Origin of the sequence: Streptomyces torulosus, assembly GCF_001419765.1 — a bacterium.
Taxonomy (GTDB): Bacteria; Actinomycetota; Actinomycetes; order Streptomycetales; family Streptomycetaceae; genus Streptomyces; species Streptomyces torulosus.
Genome location: NZ_LIRK01001028.1, coordinates 1 through 1,409 on the forward strand (window position 1 = coordinate 1; position 1,409 = coordinate 1,409).

Genomic DNA, 1,409 nt, shown 5'->3' on the forward strand with positions numbered 1-1,409 from the left:
TCCCCCATCTCCGCCCTCTCCGCCTCCTCCACCCTCTCCGCCGCCTCCGTCGGCGCCGTCCGTTCCATGTGCCGCAGTTGGGGTCCGCCCAGGACCCGGGCCTCGACGACGACGCCGGTCTCGCCCGACGCGCCCATGACCGGGCGGCGCAGGAGGGTGGCGACGCGGCCGCCGGGGAGGGTCACCTGGTCGAGGGTGAGGTGGGGGGAGGCGATGAGTTCCTCGGCCTTCTCGCGGAGGACGGCCAGGTCGACGCGGCCAAGGGTCTCGGCGCCGCTGCCGTACGGCCCCCGCGTCCTGGCGGGGCCGTCGGGCTGGCGGGGCCACGGCTCGGATGGCGGCGCGGCCCGGCGGTACGCGGCGAGCAGGGCCCGCTCCCGGTCGGTGGCCTGTTCCAACAGGCGGGCCTCGATGTCGTGGGCGGTCTCCCGGACGAGGCGCAGCATGGCGGGGTCGCCGTCGTCGCGCAGGCAGGTGAGGTCGAGGATGGCCTCGATACGGCCGCTGAGCGGATCGCGGACGGGAGCCCCGGCGCAGGCGAACGGGGAGAGGCAGTCGGCGAAGTGCTCCCGGCCGAGGACGTACACCGGCCCGCGTTCGGCGAGGGCGGTGCCGACGCCGTTGGTGCCCGCGGCGGCCTCCGAGGCGCAGAAGCCGGGGGCGAAGTTCACCTCGTCGAGACGGCTGAGGAGCCGGCGGTCGCCGCCGTGTCGCTGGACCACGCGGGCCTGGCCGTCGCAGAGCACGATGGTCATGCTCACGTTGGAGAGGGAGGCGGTGAGCCGGGAGAGCACCGGGTCGGCCGCGTGCAGGAAGGGGTCCTCCAGGGTGAGATCGGGTGCGTAGGGGATCAGCAGCCGGTCCGGTTCGAGTCCCGCGGAACGGCAGCGTTTCCAGGAGTCGAGCACCGGGTCGCGCACATCCGCGTCGACCCGCGCACCGGCGAGGAAACGCTCGTGCGCGTCGACGAGCCCACCGATGTCGTCCCACGCGACGGACAACGGGATCACTTCCCTCGCCCGGAGGTCTCCCCGTCGCTCGCCGCCACTCGGCGCGCGCCCCGAGGACCGCCAAGCGATACAACCCTAGACCTCGCGTGACACGAATCACAACATCGTTCGCACAAGGGCACGGGAGAATACAAAACGCCTGTACGGACGCCTGACGGTGGCTCCGGCGGCGGTGGGAATTCGGTTCCCCCACACTTGAGCGTCACATCCGAAGGGAACGCTCCTGCCATCCCCCTCGTTCTTGTCACGCCTTGCCTCCGCCGGTCCGGTCCCCGTCCGCCCGGCGGCGACACGGAAGGACGACGTGCCCTTTGTATCCGCTTCCGCTCGACGCGCCGCTCCCCGCGCGGCCCGCCGCCACTGACCCCGAGCCCGAGCCCCCCTGCTCCACGCTCACCC

1 protein-coding gene is annotated in these 1,409 nt (G+C 73.1%); it reads right to left on the reverse strand.

What is annotated here, in order from left to right; all coding sequences use genetic code 11:
• Positions 1 to 1,010, reverse strand: a 1,010-nt coding sequence (locus tag AOK23_RS43760) for a GAF domain-containing protein (RefSeq protein WP_338056581.1), incomplete at its 3' end; no start/stop codon positions are given.
• Positions 1,011 to 1,409: the final 399 nt, after the last annotated feature.